15 protein-coding genes and 2 pseudogenes are annotated in these 21,537 nt (G+C 58.8%); 7 read left to right on the top strand and 10 right to left on the bottom strand.

Annotation, left to right across the window (positions count from 1 at the left end; all coding sequences use genetic code 11):
* Positions 1–501 precede the first annotated feature (501 nt).
* Positions 502–858 (bottom strand): annotated as a pseudogene (locus ACFW0H_RS18535) (histone-like nucleoid-structuring protein, MvaT/MvaU family).
* A gap of 220 nt (positions 859–1,078) precedes the next feature.
* Here ACFW0H_RS18535 and ACFW0H_RS18530 point away from each other — a divergent pair.
* Positions 1,079–3,340 (top strand): KAP family P-loop NTPase fold protein, encoded by a 2,262-nt coding sequence (locus ACFW0H_RS18530; protein ID WP_422915329.1) that lies wholly within the window; start codon positions 1,079–1,081, stop codon positions 3,338–3,340.
* Positions 3,341–3,372: 32 nt separating this feature from the next.
* Here ACFW0H_RS18530 and ACFW0H_RS18525 read toward each other — a convergent pair whose 3' ends face one another.
* The 7 genes from ACFW0H_RS18525 to ACFW0H_RS18495 form a co-directional block, all read right to left on the bottom strand.
* Positions 3,373–5,352: an ATP-binding protein gene (locus ACFW0H_RS18525; protein WP_422915328.1), complete on the bottom strand. Its 1,980-nt coding sequence runs from the start codon at positions 5,350–5,352 to the stop codon at positions 3,373–3,375.
* A 590-nt stretch (positions 5,353–5,942) separates the two neighbouring features.
* Positions 5,943–6,128 (bottom strand): hypothetical protein, encoded by a 186-nt coding sequence (locus ACFW0H_RS18520; protein ID WP_422915327.1) that lies wholly within the window; start codon positions 6,126–6,128, stop codon positions 5,943–5,945.
* Between the two features lie 105 nt (positions 6,129–6,233).
* The gene (locus tag ACFW0H_RS18515; RefSeq protein ID WP_422915326.1) at positions 6,234–7,820 is read right to left on the bottom strand and encodes a class I adenylate-forming enzyme family protein; all 1,587 of its coding nucleotides are present in this window, start codon (positions 7,818–7,820) and stop codon (positions 6,234–6,236) included.
* Positions 7,821–7,876: 56 nt separating this feature from the next.
* Complete coding sequence (locus tag ACFW0H_RS18510) at positions 7,877–8,653, bottom strand: SDR family NAD(P)-dependent oxidoreductase (protein WP_422915325.1); 777 nt, start codon at positions 8,651–8,653, stop codon at positions 7,877–7,879.
* A 70-nt stretch (positions 8,654–8,723) separates the two neighbouring features.
* Positions 8,724–9,881 carry an acyl-CoA dehydrogenase family protein gene (locus ACFW0H_RS18505; protein ID WP_422915324.1) on the bottom strand — a complete coding sequence of 386 codons (1,158 nt, stop codon included), beginning with the start codon at positions 9,879–9,881 and terminating at the stop codon, positions 8,724–8,726.
* Between the two features lie 31 nt (positions 9,882–9,912).
* Positions 9,913–11,154: a thiolase family protein gene (locus ACFW0H_RS18500; protein WP_422915323.1), complete on the bottom strand. Its 1,242-nt coding sequence runs from the start codon at positions 11,152–11,154 to the stop codon at positions 9,913–9,915.
* A gap of 45 nt (positions 11,155–11,199) precedes the next feature.
* Complete coding sequence (locus ACFW0H_RS18495; RefSeq protein WP_422915322.1) at positions 11,200–11,985, bottom strand: enoyl-CoA hydratase/isomerase family protein; 786 nt, start codon at positions 11,983–11,985, stop codon at positions 11,200–11,202.
* Positions 11,986–12,337: 352 nt separating this feature from the next.
* Between ACFW0H_RS18495 and ACFW0H_RS18490 the strand changes: the two genes are divergently transcribed.
* Positions 12,338–12,889 carry a DUF2889 domain-containing protein gene (locus tag ACFW0H_RS18490; RefSeq protein WP_422915321.1) on the top strand — a complete coding sequence of 184 codons (552 nt, stop codon included), beginning with the start codon at positions 12,338–12,340 and terminating at the stop codon, positions 12,887–12,889.
* Between the two features lie 42 nt (positions 12,890–12,931).
* Here the strand turns inward: ACFW0H_RS18490 and ACFW0H_RS18485 are convergent, their stop codons facing one another.
* Positions 12,932–14,056: a CaiB/BaiF CoA transferase family protein gene (locus tag ACFW0H_RS18485; RefSeq protein WP_422915320.1), complete on the bottom strand. Its 1,125-nt coding sequence runs from the start codon at positions 14,054–14,056 to the stop codon at positions 12,932–12,934.
* Positions 14,057–14,468: 412 nt separating this feature from the next.
* Positions 14,469–15,524: an AraC family transcriptional regulator gene (locus tag ACFW0H_RS18480; protein WP_422915319.1), complete on the bottom strand. Its 1,056-nt coding sequence runs from the start codon at positions 15,522–15,524 to the stop codon at positions 14,469–14,471.
* A 279-nt stretch (positions 15,525–15,803) separates the two neighbouring features.
* Between ACFW0H_RS18480 and ACFW0H_RS18475 the strand changes: the two genes are divergently transcribed.
* The 5 genes and pseudogenes from ACFW0H_RS18475 to ACFW0H_RS18455 all read left to right on the top strand — a co-directional run bounded on the left by ACFW0H_RS18475 (position 15,804) and on the right by ACFW0H_RS18455 (position 21,514).
* Entirely contained in the window at positions 15,804–16,481 is a 678-nt protein-coding gene (locus ACFW0H_RS18475) for a TetR/AcrR family transcriptional regulator (RefSeq protein WP_422915318.1), read from the top strand.
* 130 nt (positions 16,482–16,611) lie between these two features.
* A pseudogene (locus ACFW0H_RS18470) lies at positions 16,612–16,779 on the top strand (acetyl-CoA C-acetyltransferase); the annotation flags it as partial.
* 357 nt (positions 16,780–17,136) lie between these two features.
* Complete coding sequence (locus ACFW0H_RS18465) at positions 17,137–18,975, top strand: DUF1302 domain-containing protein (protein ID WP_422915317.1); 1,839 nt, start codon at positions 17,137–17,139, stop codon at positions 18,973–18,975.
* Positions 18,976–19,007: 32 nt separating this feature from the next.
* On the top strand, positions 19,008–20,369 hold the full coding sequence (locus tag ACFW0H_RS18460; RefSeq protein WP_422915316.1) for a DUF1329 domain-containing protein: 1,362 nt from the start codon (positions 19,008–19,010) through the stop codon (positions 20,367–20,369).
* A gap of 71 nt (positions 20,370–20,440) precedes the next feature.
* The gene (locus tag ACFW0H_RS18455) at positions 20,441–21,514 is read left to right on the top strand and encodes a WD40/YVTN/BNR-like repeat-containing protein (protein ID WP_422915315.1); all 1,074 of its coding nucleotides are present in this window, start codon (positions 20,441–20,443) and stop codon (positions 21,512–21,514) included.
* Positions 21,515–21,537 lie beyond the last annotated feature (23 nt).

The following is a 21,537-nucleotide window of genomic DNA, read 5'->3' as shown; positions in this document are numbered from 1 at the left end:
GCGGCATTCAAAGTGCCAGCACCACCGACGACTGTCGTTTGCCCTCCCCGGCGCATTCCGGTAGCTTTGCCGCACGCGCGCGGGAGTGCCTGTTCCCAATCCGTCGCCCCCCGCCTTATCCAACATTCGTCACAGCACCAAGGTCTGTCATAACCGTTATGGGGATCTAAAAGTGTCCATAAATTGGCCGATGCTGGTGAAGCCCCGATTTTGGTGGTGCTTCAGAGGAGCCAGTGGAATCGCAAGTGTCCCTGGATTGCAGATTCTGTCAATAAAACGGAAAAATGACGGACTTTATTGACATTCCTGTCGTGGTGTCCCCACGGGGCTCAATGAATTCATTCTGGGAGGCACCAATTGCGGAAATGCCTCCCGGTGTCCGGAAAGCTCCACCTACGACGTGCGGAAGTGGCTTTCGGAAAGAGCTTGTGGCTGCCTGCTGCAGTGAAAAATGCCGCTCTTCAGAAGCGGCTTTTTCTGAAATACCTATTGAAGCGCGAACTATTGCTGCCAGCCTTCAACAGTCTCCGCACCGAATTCAGCTTTCCACTCCTTTAGCACTTTGTGATTCCCGCCCTTGGTCTGGACAATCTCGCCAGTATGCGGGTTTTTATAGGTTTTCACTTGTCGCGCGCGTCGAGTGCTGGTCGCTTTATGCTCAGTTTTAGAATTAGGTTGCGGGTCGAGCAGGGCAATGATTCCGCGCAGACTCATACCATATTCGGCCATTAGCGCTCGAAGCTTGCCTTCAAACTCAATTTCCCGCTTTAAACCATGGTCGTTTTTCAGAGCATCAAGCTGCTTAAGCTGCTCTGCGAGTTGAGCTTAAAGAGCTTTGAATTCCGCTATTTTTGACATTTTAAGATGGCCTCTTGGTTTGAGTAGCGAAATCGGAAAGATTTCCGTACAGCTGGGTAGCATCGCACGAAAGTCCTTTTTTGAGGAGGCGAGAAAAGCTGTGCTTCCTTCACCCGGAAGGAGCAGAATTTAGTAGCGCGCGGCTACCGACTTTTGATCCTTACCGCTTTAGTCAAGTAGACGCATTAGGAATGCAAACATAAGACTCTAGGAATGCACGATGGATGATCTGGGCTTCGCCGACGACCGGCCGATCGATACACAAGAACAAGACTTACTTGGGCGATATGCCTTTGCAGGGAACTTGGCAGCGGCCATTGCTAGTTGGAAAAATAAGGAAAGTCTTGTAATTGCTCTGATGGGAGCATGGGGAAGCGGCAAGAGCTCAATCAAAAATCTGTCACTCCAGCATTTTAATGCAACACCAGAGCTTCAGTTCATTGAGTTCAATCCTTGGGAGTGGGGTGGGCAGGAGAAACTGAGCGCGAAGTTTTTCGAAGAAATCTCTATCGCTATAAAGCGCAAGGACAAGAGCCAGGATGGTAGAAAGCTCGCCAGGGTGCTGCGTCAATATGGAAAGAGGATCAACTCAGGCGCTGCGGTAATGGAAGGGGTCGCCAAGTACGTACCGTTGCTTCTGAGCTCAGCATTGGTGACTTCATACCTGAGCGCATGGGCTGAAAACCCGGTGGTTACAACAGTGATGGCCGTATTGAGTGGCTGTTCTGCTGTAGCGGCTGGTGCGCCAATGCTGAAGAAAGCCGGTAAGTACTTGTTGGATTGGGCTGAGGGTATGGACAAGTCAGCGAAGGACGCTGAGCTCACTTTGAGTGAGGTCCGCCATGAAATCCGTACCTTACTGGCGAAACGCGACCACCCGCTGTTGATCGTGATGGATGACATCGATCGGCTGTCTGCGGAGCAGGTGAAGCAATTGCTTCAATTGGTGAAAGGCAATATGGACTTTCCGAACGTTGTATTCCTGCTGCTGTTTCAGCGGGACATTGTCGAACAGGGCCTTGAACGTGCCGGTTTCAATGGTTCTGAATACTTGGAAAAGATCGTTCAAGTACCTTTCAGTGTTCCGGCATTGTCCGCCGAACGCTTGCAGGCGGTGCTGTTTGAACGACTCGACGCGATTCTGGCCAGCGAGCCACAGCTGGCGGCTCAATTCGACACTGGCTACTGGGGAAGCATGTACCGGAAGGGTCTGAGTCAGTTTTTCAAGAATCTTCGTGATGTCTACCGTTATACGTCGACGCTCGCGTTCCACTGCCGGTTACTGCGTGGCGTCGACGTGGCTGAGATCAACGCCGTGGACCTGTTTTCCTTGGAGTGTCTAAGAACCTTCGCGCCGGCCAGCTATGAAGCCTTGTCTCAACACAAATCGATTTTGACCGGTAGAGGCTCAATACTGCGCCAAGACCAAGCCGAAAAAGAGCGCATTAGAAGTAAGATCGGAAGCATCGTCGATCTCGCATCTAAGGACTACCGCGATGGGGTAGAACAGATCATTCAGAAGCTCTTCCCTACCCTGGATTGGGTATTCAGGAACATGACCTACGATGGAGCCACGCATGCGCAATGGCTGCGCGAATCCAGGGTGTGTTGTCCAGAGGTCTTCGACCGCTATTTCGAGCTGGCACTTCCGGTCGGGGGTGTCTCGAACTCGCTGCTCCATTCGCTGAAATCGTTGCTGACAGACCACAAGAGATTTTGCGAGGTATTGCAGCGTCAGGACGGGCCCCAGCAGGGAGCGATATTAGATAGGTTGGAGGCTCACGTAGATGACTTCCCTCTCGAGCAGTCAGATGCGGTGGTAGAGACGCTATTGAATGCTGGAGAGGTTGTCGTTGGTGGCCAATCAACTATGACCACACTGTCCACTGATACGATTGTGTCGCGTTTGCTGAGGTTCTTTTTGCAGCGTCATGAAGAGCCAGCAGTACGCAGCGGACTACTGGTGAGCGCATTCGAGCAAGCCAAAGGGTTCAATGCTCTGATGCATCTGTTGAGCTGGGAGTCCTCAAGTCGGCGCAAGTCGGAACCCTCCGACCTAGATGATGCGGGTTTCGATCAGCTTAGATCAATGTTTGTCTCAGCGCTGTTGACGCAGGCGGACAAGAACCCTGAAGCCTTCCTTGAACATTGGAACTTTATATCTTTTGCCTATCGGCTGGACGCTTTCGCCGATGGGGCGGGAAGCCAGTGGATTAAGCGTCAAGTCGCCACGCTAGAGCGCTTCATTCTTTTCGCCATAGCATTGGTAGGTAAAAGCACGAGTTACTCAGGGGATGTCGTTTCTGAGCACTACTTCGTTCGTATCACTCAGCTAGACGAGCTTCTCGGGATCGAGGAGTGCCGAGGCTGGATGAGTCAGATTCAGCAAGACGCACTCTCGGGGCCAGCCAGGCAAGCCGTCGATTTGGTAGCCCAGGCGCTGGACAGGCATCAGAGAGCGGAAAGAACAGAGTGGGACTGACCCGGCGGTACACTAGCAACCGATAGCAAAGACTAGCCCGTCAGGCTGGCGGGCTCGTCGTGGGATGGTTGCTTCGACGCGGAGAGATCCAACACCGCCTGCTCTTGAACGGCTAAAACCTTGGCGACCAGCTGGTCGGTTGGTAACTGGTCATACCGCTCCTTGAGTACCTCACGCAACCGTATCAATCGCATGTTTGCGGTGTCCACCAAGGTATCGAAGGTAGTAGCCCTTACGAGGCCATAGTCACGGCCGTTTTCAGAGAGCTTCTTTTCTCGTCCCACGCCTGGAGCGATGGACTGCCCGACGACCCACGCCGCGATGTGTGGAGCACCTTCCATGAGTCCACAAGAAGCAATGTCCTGAACATACCCATCCGCCTGGAAAACTTCATCTCGGGTAAGCTTGAACCCGCCCTTTTTTAGCTCGATCAGCAGGATGTTCCGCAGCTGAATGAGGGCCGTGTCGAAGGGGTCGAACGACTCAATACCGGTCAGCTGGACTGTGCTGCGGTCGGGAAGCACAACGATGTCAGGACGGTTCTTCTCGTTGATGAATTGCGCGTTCTTCCGCTGGAACAGGTGAAGGGCAACTGTCTTCAACGTGGCGTTCGAGCAATACTCCTGTGATTCGTACTCTGGTCCAAATAGCCAACGTGAGCGCAGGATGAGCGGATGCAGTGTATGAAGCTCGTCGACGTTGGGATCACTCGCCAGACGACGAATTGTTTCGATTACGCTGAGGCGATCATCGATCTCGTCGAGTACGCGTAGGGCGTCCTTGATAGACCACTCCGTGAGCAGGCGATCAAGCCCATCAACGTCATCCGTTTCCAGTGCAGAAAGCTTTAGAAGCAGCGCAGCGCCGCTCTTGGACTTTTCAAGGTTGATCACAGCCTTTACGGCCGTGGCGAGGAAGTCGGGAGAGATCGTGGGATGGGCCTGCGCTACCGCTTTGGTGAACTCCGCTACTTCTATTCGAGCCCCTTGACCCAGCGACTTCAGCTCGCTTCGGTTCTGAAGTAATGCGTCTTCTGACGTTGCTTCGATCACCTCATTTGCCAGCTCTAGCGCTACCTTGCTGATGTGTTCGGCTGTGGCCTTATACAAGTCACCAACAACTGGCGTTGCGTGGAACCCCGTCCAATCTGCCAGCACGTGCGGCTCAAAACCTTCCGTGTCGACGATGATCTTGTAGCGTCTGGCAAACCTGGTTCGGCCATCAAAGTTTGCTACTTGACCTATGGCCCAGGATGGATTGCCGACGAGTCTTCGCCCAACCCAGAAGGCAATACCTTGGTGGATCGACGAGTGATTCTGCTTGGTCGAGTCAATCACAATCACGGTCGCCTTACGGCCTTCGCCCAGAACCAGCGTTTGCTCGCTCACCCGGCCATCAATCACGGCGAAGGAGAGCAGGTTACCGTTGAGTCGAATCTGAAACTCTGGATCATGAATGAAGCGCGCAGCAAGAACCGTCTGGATTTCCTCCAGGTCCGGGAAATGGCGAGCTACCGACACCGTGAGCTTTGTTCCAGATCCGTCACGCTCTCCAAAGGCTTCGCTTCGCAGCACAAAGGGACTAGGTCCGGATTCTGTTCCTACCACGAAGGTGCTCAATTGACCGTCTCGCCACGTATCTACCTGATACTCGTCCGCAAAGCAGAGCAAGCCGTGGCGGCCCACACCGTTGCGCCCATACGCCTTTCTGGGACGATGATCGCGGCCAGCTGGGAACTCAACGTTAGGGCCCTGGTGCTTGAGTCGGTCATAGCGGAGGGTCATCCATCGGCGCTTAAAGTTCTCCGGGCTCATCCCATGGCCATCATCCGTAATGGTAAGGGTGCCTTCGCGCTCTGTCGGCAGGACAATGTCGACCTTCGTCGCACCTGCATCCCACGCATTGGCAACAAGCTCGGTCAGTGCGACCTGGGGAACGTGCGCTACAGGGCCTAGCTCACGGAGCAGGTAGTCCTCTTCAAAGAGGGACGAATGAAGTGGTTGGTCAGACATCGATCCTCTCCCACGGATCAATCAGTGCCAGCTATCTTGCGGTAGCGCATTGAAAATACCAACAGTCGGTAGTGGTCTTCCCTCAGTTGGGACGCACCATCAACTGCAAGCGGCCGTTTCTGGTCGATTGTGTTGAAAAAGTACCTTCGCATTTTCTGCCGGCAAAAATGAGCGGCTGACGTTGAAATCTGAGCAACAACGCTAACGCTGATCTTCCTCCATATTTCGCATAGCAACGCCAGAGTCGAGCGCTTTTCCGACCTCGAATGAGTGCGTCGAGATGGCACCGACTGTTTTCAACAGAATCGGCCAATAGCAGACCTTTACGCAAGGCGAGGCTCTGACTGAACTTCGCTCATTTCATATCCACCGCTCGCTTCGCCGTTGGCTAGTTAAGGTGGAGAACAGCGCCAGTGACAGCGCCGTCATTCTGTTCGGGTTGAAGAGCGAGGTTGTGCCAGCGTTTGGAAGCAGATAGCAGACAGTGCATTTGATAGTGCAGTAGCCGGAGCTGATGACCTGGAAGGGCTTGTCGGAGCTGCCCTGCTGGCTTTTCCAATCGGTGTTGGTCACAGAACGTGGCCGCTCGGTCAGAGCCTCATCACCAGGAACAGCAAGATGCAGGTGCTGGTGCACAAGGCGACCAGGAGAAGCTGGTGGCGTCGCCCAATCTCCTGGCCGAATGGCAATGCGCCCACGATTCCCGTCGTAATTATTACTCCCACCGTCAGCAGCCAGATGGCCAGGCTGATCCCTGCCAAGGCAAGTTCGATCATGGACCGTTCCTTCTGTTCATGTGTTTGGCGACTTCGGGGGGGGGGCCTCTGGCGATTCACCGCACGACGTATAGGTGCCCAGACTTCCAGTCCGGGCACGAGGCTTCAACTGATTTTGCGCGCGGTGCCCTGCCAGTATTTTTCCTTCACTTGCCGGCGCAACACCTTGCCGACCACCGAGGTTGGCAGCTCATCGACAAAGACCAGTGACTTTGGCGCCTTGTAGCTACCGAGTCTTGCTTTGGTCTGGGCAATCAGCTCTTGCTCCGTGACGCTGGCACCAGGGCGCAGCATCACTTCGGCATGCACTGCCTCGCCCCATTCGGCATGGGGGATGCCGACCACCGCCGCCATCAGCACTGCGGGGTGGGAGGCCAGCGCCGCTTCGACTTCGACCGCATAGACGTTGAAGCCGCCGGTGATGATCATGTCCTTGAGTCGGTCGACGATGTACAGATAGCCCTCGGTGTCGATGTAGCCCAGGTCGCCGGATTTCCAGGCGCCGTCTGCAAATTCGCCAGCGGTGGCTTCCGGGTTGTTGTAGTAACCCTTGATCACGGCTTTGCAGCGGATTCGGATTTCGCCGGTTTCACCGAAAGGCAGCTGCTTGCCGTCTTCGCCTGCGATAAACAGTTCCACCCCGGGGGTCGCACGGCCAGCCGAGGACAGGTGTTGCAGGCTATCGGCATCGCCGGGTTGGTGAGCACGCTTGTCCAGCGAGGCGATCATCATCGGCGTTTCGGTGGCGGCATAACCCTGGACAAAAATCTGCCCGAAGCAGTCAACCAACTCGCCGAGTTTGGTCGGGCTCATCGGCGCCGCGCCGTAAATCAAGGTGGTCAGGGAGGAGAAATCCTTGGGATTGGCACGCTGCAGCTCCAGCAGGCGATAGAGCACGGTCGGTACCAGGAAGGAGTGGGTAACTCGCTCGGTTTCCACTTCCTGGCGCCAGGCTTCCATGTCCAGCTGGTTCATGGTCAGGTTGGTGCCGCCGCCATAGAAAGTCGGGAAAAACAGCATGATGGTGCCGTGGGACAGCGGCGAAACATGCAACAAACGGGTCGCACTGGAGATAGCCAGATCAGTATTGATAAAGGCTGCGTCGCGGCAGGCCATCCAATTGTCGATCGAGTACATCGCGCACTTGCCCTTGCCGGTGGTGCCACCGGTGAAGCGCAGCATGCAAATGTGCTCATCGGTGTCCAGCTCGACATCGTTGTCCAGCTCAGACGCCGCTTCCACCAGCGCCCAGAAGCTATGCACTCCGGGGCGCGCCGCTTGTTCGGCAGACGGTGGGTCCATCACCACAATGGCACAACCTTGGCTGCGCAGCATGTCGTAATAGCTGTCGAGCAGGGCGGTTTCGAGGAACACCACTTTCGGGGCGACCAGCTCGACTTGCCGCGCATGTTCCTCCAGCGAGTCACGGCGGTTAGTCATCGCCACCGTGCCTTCCTGCTTGAAGGTGGTGGGAAACATCATCAGGCTGAGGTTGTCGTTGTCCAATATCAGCATGAAGCGATCGCCCTTGCCGACCTGCAAGGCGTTGCGCAGAACGTCGGCAATGCGGTTGCTCAGCAGGTGGTATTGGGCGTAGGTATAGCGACGATTGCGCTCAATATTGACGATGGCCTCCTGATCACGATGACGCAGGGCCATCAGGCGCATGATCCGGGAAAAATTCATTCTCATGGTTTGACTGCTCTTGTAGTTATGTCAGGAGGCTCTGGACAATCGTCGGTTCTGGCTTACTTGGAGCGCATCCGCGAAGCGGCATCCAGGCGGATGGTTTCGGCGTTGATGTAAGCGTTCTCGATGATGAAGGCGCAGCAATGGGCGAATTCGCGCGTGTCGCCCAGGCGCTTGGGCGATTCCATTTGCTCTTTCAACGAGTTCAGGACCTTCTCGTCCAGCGCCGCGACCATGCTGGTCAGGAACAGGCCAGGAGCGATGGCGTTGACGCGTACGCCAATGCTGCCCAGCTCGCGCGCAGCCGGCATGTTCAGGCCGATGACGCCAGCTTTGGTTGCCGAGTAGGCACACTGGCCGAGCTGGCCTTCGTAGGCCGCACCGGACGACACGTTGATCACCACGCCCCGCTCTTCGCCGGCTTCGGCCTCGTTTTTGGCCATCTGTTCCGCGCACTTGGACATCACGTTGAACACGCCATTCAGGTTGATTGCGGTGGTCTGGGCAAACTTGGCCAACGGCGTGGCCTTGCCTTCCTTACCGAGGATCTTGAAGGCGGTCGGTACGGCCGCGCCGTTGATGCAAACGTGGATGGCGCCAAATTTTTCCATTACCGCATTGACGGCGTTCTGTACCGATTCTTCGCTGCTGACGTCGGTCTGCACGAACATCGCGCGGTCGGCGCCGAGGGCGGCTACAGCCTTTTCGCCGGCTTCGATGTTGAGGTCGAAAATCGCTACGCGAGCGGCTTTTTCTTCCACCAGATAGTGCGCGGTAGCCAGGCCCAGGCCCGAAGCGCCGCCGGTGATCACTACAACTTTGTCTTGAATACGCATGATCTTTTCTCAGTAAAAGGGGGCAATGGCGCCGGGCACCGCCGTTAAACGGCAGGCCAGGCGCGGTTGATCAGAATGCGTTCACGCCGGTCAGGCTGCGACCGATGATCAATTGTTGGATTTGCGAGGTGCCTTCCGGGATCGGTATGACGATCGCGTCACGCGCCAGCTTCTCGACCAGGAAGTCCTTGGTCACGCCGGCACCACCGTGGATTTGCACCGCCTGGCGAGCGATGGTGACAGCCGCTTCGCACGCGAAGTACTTGGCCATTGCCGCTTCCATTTCGGCCGGGATTCCGGCACCGATCATTTCGGCAGCGCGATATACCAACAGACGCGAGGCGTCGACGTTGGTGGCCATTTCCGCCAGCATCCCGGAGATCAGTTGGTGACCGGCGATGACTTTGCCGTGTTGTTTGCGCTCCTTGGCGTAATTGAGGGCTTCCTCCAGCGCACGACGGGCAATGCCCAGGCCTTGGGCGGCAACGAAGACCCGTGAACGTTCGAAGAACGACAGGGTATTTTTCAGCGCTTCGCCTTCTTTGCCGATGATGTTGCTGGCCGGCACGCGCACGTCGTTAAGGAATATCTGTGCGGTCGACTGGCTGTTCCAGCCGATTTTGTGGATCTCCTGCACTTCGTACGGGTGCTCTTTACGGTCGAGCAGGAAGTGGGTCAGGCCTTTGCGTGGGTCTTCACCGGTACGGCAGGTGCAGATCAGGAAGTCCGAGTAGGAGCCGTTGCTGATCCAGGTCTTTTCGCCCGTGATGATGTAGTCATCACCGTCGCGGCGCGCACGGGTTTTGATTTCCAGTACGTTGGAGCCGACATCGGGCTCGGAGATGCCGCAGCTGACGAACTGCTCGCCGCTGATCAGGCCCGGCAGATAGCGCTCACGCAGGTGCTCGGGGGCGAGTTTTTCCAGCATCTGGGCGCCGAAGGAGTTGATCACCACCGGCACCGACAGGTCGACCGAACAGGCAGCCACTTCCTCGAACAGCATGGTCATGGTCGGCCAGTCGAGGCCGAGGCCGCCATTGGCTTCACTGATGGCGCCGGAAACCATGCCGAACTCGCTGAGTTTGCGCGTGAGTTCAGTCATTTTTTCTTTCGGAATGAACTTGTCGCGGTATTCCTTGTTGACGATCGGTTCGATCTTGTCAGCCAGGAAACGCCGGAAACTTTCCACGGCTTCCAGTTGTTCCGGGGTTCTGATGACGTATCCCATGATGTTCTCCTCGAATTAAGTGCGATTGGGCTTAGCGTTTGGCCAGAATGTTGACGGCGACTACGGCTTCTTCGATGCCGAACAGGCCACCACCGTTTTCCTGGATGGCCACACGTGCCCCCTCGACCTGGCGTTTGCCAGCCTCGCCGCGCAACTGGGTCACCAGTTCATGAATCTGTCCCAGACCGGTGGCGCCGATCGGGTGGCCTTTGGATTCCAGGCCGCCCGACGGGTTGATCGGCAACTTGCCGCCGACGGTGAAGTCACCACGCTCGGCTGCCGGGCCGCCTTCGCCGAACGGCACCAACATCAGCGATTCGGCATTGAGGATTTCGCCGATGGCCGAGGCGTCATGCACTTCAGCCACGTCGACATCGCTCGGTCCCACGCCGGCCTGTTCGTAGGCTTTCTTGGCCGCGAGGCAGGCAATGATTTTTTCCGGCTCGTCCAGACCGCGGGAGGTCCCGGTTTGCACAACACTGGCGAGCACGCGGATGGCGCGATCGCCAGCGCCCTGCAGGCGCTTGAGGCCTTCGGCGTTGCACAGCAGTACAGCGGCGGCGCCGTCGCTGATTGGCGAGCACATCAGGGTGGTCAGCGGATAGGCGATCGGTGGCGAAGCCAGCACCTGCTCGATGCTGAACGGCTGCTGGAACTGCGCCAGAGGGTTGTGGACCGAGTGCTGGTGGTTTTTGGCGGCCACGGCGGCGATCTGCCGCTGGGTGGTGCCGTAACGCTTCATGTGGTTACGGCAGATGGCCGCATACACATCCATGAACACGCTGTACGGGCGCTCGGACATGGTGCCCGGCGGCGGCACTATGCCTTCGCCCATGGCCAGCAGGGTTTCCTTGTTCTGCTCAAGGGTGGAGATATCCCAGCCGCCATCGAATACGGCGAACATCTTGGCCTTGTCGGCAACGTTCATTTTCTCCGCGCCGACCGCCAGGGCGATATCGCACTGACCGGCGCGCAAAGCCAGAGTGGCCAGGTTGAAAGCCGATGAGCCGGTGGCGCAGGCGTTCTCGACGCTGAACACCGGAATCCCTTCGATACCCACGCGACGCATGGCGATCGGGCCGGGGATGGCGGTCTGGCCTTGCAACATGCCATTGGTCAACGTGCCGTAGTAGGCCGCGCCGACATCGCTGGTGCTGGCACCGGCATCTTTCAGGGCCAGGCCGACGGATTCTTCGACCAGGTCGTAGAGCGAGCGATCGAGCAAGCGACCAAAAGGAGTCATGCCGACGCCAACTATGTAGATATCGTTCATTTCTTGTCCTGTACGTGATCGACTGGAAGGCCAGTGAGGCCGGAATCAACGGCCTTGGAATTGCGGTGCGCGCTTCTCGCTGAAGGCTTGCAGGCCTTCCTGGATATCGAAGCTGCGCAGGTGTTTGCGCAGCATCACTTGCTCGTGCTGCAGGGCGTCGTCGCGGCTCTTGTCGGCCGAGGCACGGGCCACTTCCTTCATGCGACTCAGGGCAATCGGGCTCTTTTTGGCGATCTGTTGCGCCAGTTTCAGCGCGGCCTCGGCCAGCTCGCTGTCGGCGTGGACTTCGCACACCAGGCCGAGGGTTTTCATCTCGGTGGAGGAGAGGGACTTGCCGGTCATCAGCAGATACATCGCCATGTTCAGCGGGATCAGCCGTGGCAATACCGCCGCGCCACCGGCCCCCGGGTACACACCGAAGTTCGCGTGGGCGTCGCCGATGGTGGCGCTTTCAGCGGCCACCACCAGGTCGGCGCACATCGCCAGTTCCAGGCCCCCGGCCATGGTGATGCCGTTAAGCGCGGCAATAATCGGCTTGGGGAAGTTACGCAGTTGGCCAAAGACCACCGCGCAGCGGTCGAGGAAATCTGCTTCGCCTGCCGGGAGGCTGCTGCCGGCCAGTACTTCCTTCAGATCGGCACCGGCACAGAAGGCCGGGCCAGTGCCGGTGAGAATCAGCACGCGCAGTTCGTCATTGCCGGCGATTTCGCTCAGGCGCAGCTCAAGCTCCGCGAGGATCGCCAGGTTCAGCGAGTTCATGGCCTTGGGCCGACTGAGGGTCAGGCGCGCGACTGGCCCGACGGTTTCGAACAGCAAGACATCTTGACTCATGACGACTCCCATTTATCTGTGGTGGCACAGCCGGCGCTGCGCTGATGCAGCTGATGGGAGCGATAGTGGGGATGTATCCGGGCCGCTACAGGTCATTGCAGCCAAAGCGCTGGTCCGTCGGATAGGTCGTTGGAGGGGAGCCTGTGCAACTGACCCCACGCTGCGCCCTGCGGACCATTGAATTGGTTGAGATGACCAGCGCAATGCGCACGTCCTCAGCATCATCGGGTTGGGGCTACAGCGATGTCGGTTCATTCGGCAGCGAAATCGCCACACCGAGTATCGACATGCTGGCCAGGCAACTCGGTTCCTGTCATCAGGCTGTGCGCAGCCGCCGTTTGGAGTTTTAGCTTTGAGCAGCGATGTCGATGAAGAGGGGCGCCGGCTGATTCACCAGCGCAAAATCGAATGTCTGGGCTATCTACGGGCAGACGGTCTGTGGGATATCGAAGGGCGACTGGCCGATAGCAAGACTCACCCGGTTCCGCTGGCCGAGGGGGGGATTGTGACGGCGGGGCAGACTTATCACGGCATGTTGATACGGCTGACGCTGGACGATGAATTCATCGTTCGCGACGTGCAGGTATCAATGCCTGATGTGCCCACCAGCGAGTGCCGTGGTGCGGTGCCCGCATACCAAAAACTGCTCGGCGAGCGCATTGGTCCGGGCTTTTCGCGGCGGATCAAAGAACTCTTCGGTGGCATAGGTGGCTGTGTTCATCTGACAGAGCTGTTGCTACCCATCGCCACTACAGCTTTTCAGACCATTCCGATGGCCCGAGCCATGGTTGTGCCGCGTAATGAGCACGACACCGAGGCCTACAGTCGTGTCAGCAGTGGCCTGATCAATACCTGTCACGCCCTGCGAGCGACAGGGCCCATTGCACTGATAATCAAAAAATAACCGGAAACCAAGCAGGCCAATTGACCTGCTTGGTTCAGTTATCTAGAGCAAGTGCTCGATATCTGCATCACTCAAACCCGCTGCCCGCAGAATATCTCTGCCATGCTCGCCACGTTTGGGCACAGCGCCGATGTCGCCTGCGGGTGTCGCCGAAAAACGCGGCGCCGGAGCGGCCTGCAACACACCATCGCGCTTGGTGTAGACGCCGCGAGCGGCCATGTGTGGATGGGACATGGCTTCGATCGGCGTCAATACCGGCGCGAAGCAGGCGTCGCTGCCTTCCAGCAGATCTACCCAGTGCTGTCGGGGCTGGCTGGCAAACAGCGTCGCCAAGCGCTCGCGCAATGGACCCCACAGGCGAGGGTCGTAGGGGTTCTTGAAGTCCGGGTCATCAGCCACTCCGAGCTTGCTGAACAACAGTGCGTTGAACTGCGGCTCAAGGGCCTGCACGCTGATGAAGTGGCCATCGGCGCAGGAATAGGTGCGCGCCCAATGTGGGCCGTCGAGCAGGCCTCGGCCACGCTCGATAGGCTGCTGGCCGGCCGCGTGTGCCGACAGCAACAGGTTCATCAGATTGGCGCTGCCATCGACGATGGCCGCATCCACGACTTGGCCTACGTCATCATTGTTCGCCTTGATGATGCCGGCCAGAATGCCCATGGCCAGATACAGTGCCCCACCGCCCAGATCCCCCACCAGCGTCGGCGGCGCCAGCGGTGGCGAGCCAGCTTCTCCGGAGTACCAAAGGGCACCGGAGAGCGCGATGTAGTTGAGATCGTGGCCAGCAGACCGTGCCAGGGGGCCTTCTTGGCCCCAACCGGTCATGCGGCCGTAAACCAGGCGCGGATTACGTGCCAGACACACTTCAGGCCCCAGGCCCAGGCGCTCCATGACACCAGGGCGCATGCCCTCGATCAGCGCGTCAGAACCTTCAATCAGTCGCAGCACGGCCTCGATCGCCGCAGGATCCTTGAGATCCAAGGCAATCGAGCGCTTGCCGCGATTGACGATGCTGTATTTGCCAAGGTCGAGCATGTCGCCGTCTTTTCCGCCGGAACGTTCGACCAGGATGACCTCTGCGCCCATATCGGCCAACAACATGCCGCAAAACGGCCCCGGCCCGATGCCGGCAATTTCAACGATACGAACGCCGTCAAGTACGCCCATGCGGGTGCTCCTTTAAATGGTATAGGGGGTCCGAAATCCGCGATCGCAGTGCTACGCGCGGCAACAGGTTCGCGGATATGGATGGCGGATAATTTTGCACGCGCGTTTTCTCCGCACAGGTCATTGCGGGTAAAACGTTGATCTATGGAATAGGGGGCGCCGCGGCCGGACGTGGTTCGGCTGAGAGAATATGGCTGTGGCCGGATGTGGACAGGTGACTATGGCAAATGCGCTGGTCTATCTGCGCGACAGCGCCTTAATGCGGCATTGCTATCCCGGGTGTGAGCAGTCTGAGAGCCAAGAGAATGAAAGTGAGGTGTGCTTACCGGGGCTTCACTGCGGCTTATTTGAAAGCCTCATCAGACTTGGTCCGGGGAGGCTTTTGCTTGCTGCGTCCGTACGGACTGTTTGCTCAGGCTTGCTGGCGGAAATCCGTCGGCGACAGTCCGGTCCAGCGTTTGAAAGCCCGGGTGAAGTTGCTGGTATCGCTGAAGCCGAGCAGAAAAGTGATTTCCGTTACTGGACGCGCGGCCTGACGCAGATAGCTGCAGGCGAGCTCCTTGCGTGTGTCATCCAGTAACTGCTGGAAATTCGTACCGCGCTGCGACAGCTTGAGCTGTAGCGTGGTCGGGCTCATACACATCGCACTCGCCACCTTGTCTCTGGTGCAATCACCAACGGGCAGAAACTCGATGATCTTCTGGGTCACGCCGGTGATCACATCACTTTTATCCAGACGGGCCAGATAACCGATGATGATACTGTCACTGGCCTGCGCCAGCTCCGGGCAGGAGCCTGAGAGAGGCTGCAGCAGGTCCGCCTTGTCAAAGACCAACAGAGCATCCACCTGCGAGAAACTGACCGGCGCACGGAACAAGGCCTCATAGGGTTCGGCACCCTCGCGCGGCATCGGCCTATGAAGTTCCACCCGCAATGGGCTGAACTCAGGCTTGTAGAGCAGGCGCATAGTCCGCACCACAAAGCCGGAAAAGGCATCCTCGGTCTCGCCACTGAGCTCAACCAGATACTCAAACCGTAGTAAGACCTTGCCGTCGACCTCAGTGAGGCTGACTTTGGCGACTTGCGAGGCCAGCCGGAAATAGCGCTCCAAACGCCGACAGAAATCCATTAGCGTGCCACTGGCGGCCAGCGCATAACCCAGTGCGTGGAGGTGGGGAAGCTGGAGGAACTTGGCGACGGTCAGGCCAAAATACGGATTATTGGTCACCTCTACACAAGCTCGATACAGCCGCGTCAAGGTAGTTGTCGGCAGGCGGACCATTGGGTCGTTGGACAAATCCATTGGGATCCCCACGACCTGAAAAATCCGTGCACTGTCGACCCCACTGGCTTCCAGTGCCTTGGCGATCGCCAGGGTGTAACTTCCGATGGCTGTGGGCTGCTGGGCGTCTTCGCGCAAAGACTGCTCGACACCATCGGTTGGCGTATCGGCTTTCAATCCTGACATGATCCTGCCTGTACGAGATGCGAATGCGGATATTCGCCCTCGTAACGCATAGGGTCAATGCCCCCGAATGACGCAATCCACCATCACCCTGTTCACCAGTTGGGCACTCGTCATGGACGGGTTTCGCCGGACCAACGATTTGGCTGCAATGACCAATAAACATGTTGCAGCTATGCAATGCTGCACGCCGGCTGTATGGCCTCGGCATTATCGATAGTCGCATCATCGGCTAACCGAGTCAGCAGCGTCAGCTAGTGCTGAATTCGACCGGAGTAGCCCATGTCCAGCCCAGAAGTCTATGCCATAGAGTCTGTCCCGTGCCCGAGCGAAGAACCTGTCTCGCGGTATGAAGAGGTCCGCCATAAGGCGCTCGAGCTATTCGCTGAGCGTGGCTTCGCTCGGAGCAGCATGCGCGAGCTCGCCGCCCGCCTGGGGTTACTCTCCGGGTCCTTGTATCACCATTTCAGAAGCAAGGAGAGCCTGCTGTTCGAACTGATCGAAGAGGTCTATGACGATCTGCTCGAAGCCGCGCTTGCCACTGGAGGGGGTGACGCCCATGACCGCCTGCAAGGCTTGTTGCGGGCGCATATAGACTTGCTCGAAAGTCGCAGCCTGCATTTTTTGGTGGCGGAGCATGAGTTTCGCTACCTCTCACAGCAACACCAGAATCAAATCCTGCAGATGCGAAGATGCTATGAGGACATCCTGTTGAAGCGCTTGCTTGATGCAGGGGCAACGGCTCGTTTGCCCCTGCTCAAAGCCACTGTTCAAGGTGTCGTAGGGTGCCTGAACAATCTACCGACATGGCTGAATCAGGCCGGTTTGAGTGCGGCGGAGGGAAAGGGGGTGATCGCTGGGATTGTCTTTGGCTCTCTGTCCGGTGTTCTCAAACAGCAGTCGCCTCTTTCGGGTAGCGCAACCATAGTTCCATTGCACGGTCACAGCGCGTGTTCGTGAGCCTGTCGCTTCAACTGATCGACGCGTGAAGTGTCGTCGGAGTAAATCAATCATGACTGACTACAGAGCTCCCCTGTGTGACATGCGCTTCGTCCTCAAGGCAGTATTCGAGCTGTCCAAGCTCTGAAGTCAGCCGCAGCCCCGGGTCGTCGCCCACGCCGCCCAGAGCCAGGCCCCGGGCGAGTTTACGCATGCCCCCATCGGCGCCATAAGTAACCTGTTCAAGAAGACCGGCTGGATAAAGGAAGACGTCGCTCTTTACGCGATCAACGAAGCCTTTGTCATGGTCACCATGCTCCCCTGCGCTTCCGTCTGGGCGGTAAATCGCGTGGTCGCGCTGATCAATTGGCGCCTGCGCAAATGCTTCGGCTGGCAGACGTCCGCTGCCGAGGCATGCCATCCGAGGCGGTGGCGTATGTCTCTGCTGCGCTGACCGACGATTTGGCGCTATTGACCTGTGCCCACTCCTGGTGCGCGGTAAAACATCTCTCGACAGCTCTGGAATGCGCTTGCTGGCCAGCATGTGCGCCGCCGTTTTGCGCTTGGCCGTTCGATACAGGTAACCATCCCGGGGCGCACTTTCAGGAGAGAAGCAACGTGTTGCAGATGCACTGAATGACTTTTCGTGAACCCGCAGAGAAGGTGAGTAAGCCTCATGAACAAAAATAAAAAAATCTGCCATACCAACCTCCGTCGAGGGCTTCTGGCTTCAGCGATTCTGGCTGGGCTGGGGGGCACACCCGTGCAGGCATTCGAGTTCGATACTGGCAGCGACGACTGGGCGGTGCGGTTCGACAACACGCTCAAGCTCAACTACGCCCAGCGGGTGGAAAGCGCCAACTCCAAGCTGGCCAATTCCTTCAACAACAACGACGGTAACCGCAACTTCTCGGCTGGCAGTGCAGTGTCGCAGCGCATCGACCTGCTCACCGAATTGGACGTTATCTACAAGCAGAAGATGGGCTTCCGGGTCAGCAGCAACAGCTGGTACGACCACGCCTATGACAAGGTCGGCAGTGCCAATGCCGCGACCAACCAGCTCAATGACGGCCGCCCGGATTCCCGCAGCCTGAGCGGCTATGCCGACCGTTACTACAACGGTCCTTCCGCGGAGATACTCGACGCCTTCGTCTTCGGCAGCATGGAGTTCGGCGAGCAATCCCAGCTCAGCGCCAAGCTCGGCAGCCATACCCAGTACTGGGGCGAATCCATCCTCGCCTTTGCCCATGGCAACAGCTACGGACAGTCGGGCCTGGATATTTCCAAGGCGCTGGCGGTCCCTGGCACCGAGGCCAAGGAGCTGTTCATCCCGCGTAACCAGCTATCTGCCAACCTGACGGTGACGCCGGAGTTCAGCGTAGGGGCGCAGTACTTCCTCGACTGGGACCCCTCGCGCCTGCCGGAGTCCGGGACTTATCTGGGCTTCAACGACGGCATCCAGCACGGTGGTGACGACCTCTCGCTGATCGGCGGCGCCAACCCGTTCTTCGGCGCACCGGGTCCGATCGGTGCCAACCAGTTCCTGCGCCTGACCAATGGCCATACTTTCACCCCGGACAAACGCGGCGATTTCGGCCTGATGGCCAAGTGGAGCCCGGAATGGCTTGATGGCACGCTGGGCGTTTACTACCGCAATACCTCCGACATCCTACCGAACCTGGTTCTGCAGCCGACTGCCATCGGGCCCGCCCAACTGGTCTCCGGCAACATCGGCTCCTACAACCAGTTCTATGTCGACGACATCGACATCTATGGCATCAGCCTGTCGAAGAACATCGCCGGGGTCAGCGTCGGCTTCGACCTGAACTACCGCGAAAACATGCCTCTGGCCAGCGTGCCCGCCACGGTCAGTCCGGCGGGCGCGGCGGCTGGGCTGCCCGGCTTCATTTCGAGCTTCGACGGCGACAACGCCGTGGCCCGTGGCAACACGCTGCACGCGGTGGTCAACGGCCTGACCACCTTCGGCGACACGCCGGTCTGGGACTCTGCGTCCCTCCTCGTGGAGCTGGCCTACAGCCGCTGGCTGGACGTGACCGAGAACGAGCAGTTGTTCAAGGGCGAGAGCTGGTATCGCGGCGTCGACAAGGTGACCAAGGACAACTACGTCCTGGGCATCAACTTCAACCCGACCTGGTTCCAGGTCTTCCCCGGCATCGATCTGTACCTGCCGGTCAGCTACAACGTCGGTCTCAAGGGTAATTCCGCCGTGCAAATGGGCGGCAACGAGGATACCGGCAGCTACTCGGTCGGGGTTGGCATGGATGTGCGCAACCAGTACCGCTTCGACCTGAAGTACGTGGACAACTTCGGGCCCTTCGACACCTGCGACGCGGCCGGAACCGCCCCCGCAGGCGGCATCCAGGGTGAGGGCGCAACCCCCGGCGCCAACGGCATGTACAACTGCACGGTTGGGCAGCCCACGGCATTCGCCGGCACACAGTCGCAGCTCAAGGATCGCGGCATGGTCACTCTGACCTTCAAAACGACCTTCTGATCGAACCACTGCCTGATCGCAGGAGAATCCCGATGAAACTCGTCAATACCCTTCTGGCCGCCAGCCTCTCGGTGGCCATGACTGGCATCGCCCACGCGGCGGTATCCCCGGACATCGCCGCCAAGCTCGGCACCAGCCTGACGCCGGTCGGCGCGGAAAAAGCCGGCAACGCCGATGGCAGCATCCCCGAATACCAGGGGGGGCTGACCACGCCACCGACCGGCTTCCAGTCCGGCAGCGCGTTCCGCCCCGATCCCTTCGCCAGCGAAAAGCCGAAGCTGGTGATCGATGGCAAGAATGCCGCCGAGTTCAGCGGCAAGCTGACCGCCTCGACACAGGAGTTGCTCAAGCGCTATCCCACCTTCCGCGTCGACGTGTACCCGACCCACCGTACCGTGAACCTGCCGCAGCGACTGCTGGACAACACGGCGAAGAATGCCGTGAACACAAAGTCCCTTGAGGGCGGGGTAGCACTGGAGAACGCATTGCCGGGCGTGCCGTTCCCGATTCCCAATGACGGCAATGAGGCCATGTGGAACCACTTGCTGCGCTACCAGGGCTTCGCCACCAACTTCAAGTATGACTCCTGGAACGTCGACTCCTCCGGCCACGCGACCTTGGCGACCACCGGCAATGTCTTCATCGAGTACCCGCTGTATGACCCGAGCCGCAACGAACCCGCGAAGGCCAACGATCTCTTCTTGAGGACCAAGATCTATTACACCGGCCCGGCCCGCCGTGCTGGCGAGGCGCTCCTATTGCAGGACGCGGTCAACCCGCTGAAGCAACCGCGCCGTGGCTGGCAGTACCTGCCCGGGCAGCGCCGGGTGAAGCTGGCGCCGGATATCGCCTACGACACGCCGAATCCGAGCACCGCCGGAGCCGCCACCTATGACGATACCTGGGTGTTCAATGGTGCACTCGACCGGTACGACTTCAAGCTGGTGGGGAAGAAGGAGATGTTTGTCCCCTACAACACCTACAAGCTGAACTATCACGACAAGGCTGCCGACATCACCACGCCGAATCACCTCAACCCCGACCTGGTGCGCTGGGAGCTGCACCGTGTGTGGGTTGTTGAGGCAACGCTGAAGCCGGGCAAGCGGCACATCTACAGCAAGCGCACCTTCTACATCGACGAAGACAGCTGGATCGCCCTGGCATCCGACGAGTACGACGCCAACGGGAAGCTCTATCGCGGTTCCTTTGCCCACATGGCGTTCAGCTATGACGTGCAGGCGCCGAATACGGACAACCACATGATCTACGACTTCGTCTCCGGCAGTTACAACATCAACGGCCTCTACGGCCCGCACGGCGGGGTGAAGTACATCGAGCCCCTATCGAAGTCGCAGTGGTCGCCAGAAGCCCTGGCCGGTGCCGGTATCCGCTGAGCAGCTCTTTTGGGCGTGGTTTCGTCACCGTGGGGCGCGCCCCCGGTGACGCTTTTTCTTGAGATACAGCCATGAATAATAACAAGTGGATAGGGCTCGCCGCGCTGGCCCTGGCAATGGCGCTGCCGTTTTCCCAGCCGGTGGTGGCAACGGAGTTCGCCGATACGCTGGACACTCCGGCACTGCACAGCGACCTTGCTGCCCAAGGCCCGCTGACCGGCATGGCGAGCGCGGGCGAGCGCTTGGTGGTGGTTGGTCAGCGCGGGCACATTCTTTATTCCGACGATGCCGGGCGGCGCTGGCAGCAGGCCGAGGTGCCGGTCAGCTCCGACCTGGTGGCGGTGCATTTCCCCAGCGCCCGCCAGGGCTGGGCGGTCGGTCATGATGGCGTGGTCCTGCACAGCAGCGACGCCGGTGCCAGTTGGAGTCGGCAGCTCGATGGCCGCCAGGTCGGCCCGCGGATGCGCGAATACTACCAAGCCTTGGCTGCCGCCGAACCACAGAACGAGGCGATCGCGACGCTGGTCACCGAAGCGCAGCGGATGACGGAGGAGGGCGCGGACAAACCCTTCCTTGATGTCTGGTTCCGGAACGAGCAGGTCGGTTATGTGGTCGGCGCTTTTAACCTGATTTTCCGCACCGACGATGGTGGTCGCAGCTGGACTCCCTGGATGGACCGCACGGAGAACCCGAACGCACTCAACCTCTACGGACTGCGTGCCGTAGGTGATGACCTGTTCATCGTCGGCGAGCAGGGCCTGGTGTTGAAGCTGGATGCGGCCAGTGGGCGTTTCAAGGCCGTGGTGACGCCCTACAACGGTTCCTACTTCGGGGTCATCGGCAAGCCCGGAGTGACGCTGGTCTACGGCCTGCGCGGCAACCTCTATCGCAGCCCGGACAGCGGTGCCAGCTGGAACAGGGTCGATGTCGGCCTGCCAGTGAGTATCACCGCCGCCACCGTCGATCCAGCCGGGCGAATCATCCTGCTCAGCCAGGCCGGCCATGTGTTGGTTAGCACCGACGACGGCGCCAGTTTCGTCGCGCGGCCGCAGGTCCAACTTGCGCCAGTCTCCGCTGCGCTCGCTACCCGTGGCTCCCTCGTGCTGGCGGGGCCACGTGGCGTGCGCACGCTGCCCATCGAATGAGCCCAAACCGACTTTCAGAGAGC

It is taken from the genome of Metapseudomonas cellulosilytica (genome assembly GCF_049334135.1).
Taxonomy (GTDB): Bacteria; Pseudomonadota; Gammaproteobacteria; order Pseudomonadales; family Pseudomonadaceae; genus Metapseudomonas.
Note: the sequence above shows the minus strand (reverse complement) of the source record. Positions and strands in the feature narration are given on the sequence as shown.